Origin of the sequence: Bacillus sp. SIMBA_154 (assembly GCF_046536015.1) — a bacterium.
Lineage (GTDB): Bacteria > Bacillota > Bacilli > Bacillales > Bacillaceae > Bacillus > Bacillus pumilus_P.
On sequence record NZ_JAWJBV010000394.1, the window covers coordinates 1 to 258 of the forward strand.

General features: G+C 46.5%; 1 protein-coding gene. It reads right to left on the reverse strand.

Annotation, left to right across the window (positions count from 1 at the left end; all coding sequences use genetic code 11):
* On the reverse strand, positions 1-258 hold a 258-nt coding region (locus tag R0K30_RS22510; RefSeq protein ID WP_410613132.1), incomplete at both ends, for an MBL fold metallo-hydrolase.

Consider the following 258-nt stretch of genomic DNA (forward strand, 5'->3'; position numbering starts at 1 on the left):
GGGACGTAATCAGCTGACCGTGTCCTGGATGGATGGTCTTGATTGGCAAACCCAATAGTCGATTGAGTGAGGCTTTATATTGAAGCAGCGATTTTTTACGTTCCTTGCCTTCATCCGGCGCTTCCATTAATGGGTTTGAGGAAATGGTTGTCAGCAAAAGGTCTCCACCAATTAAATCCCCCGTTGTTTCATCTAGGAAGGAAAGGTGAGATTGTGCATGTCCGGGTGTTTCCATCACGAAAAACTGTTCAGGCCCTT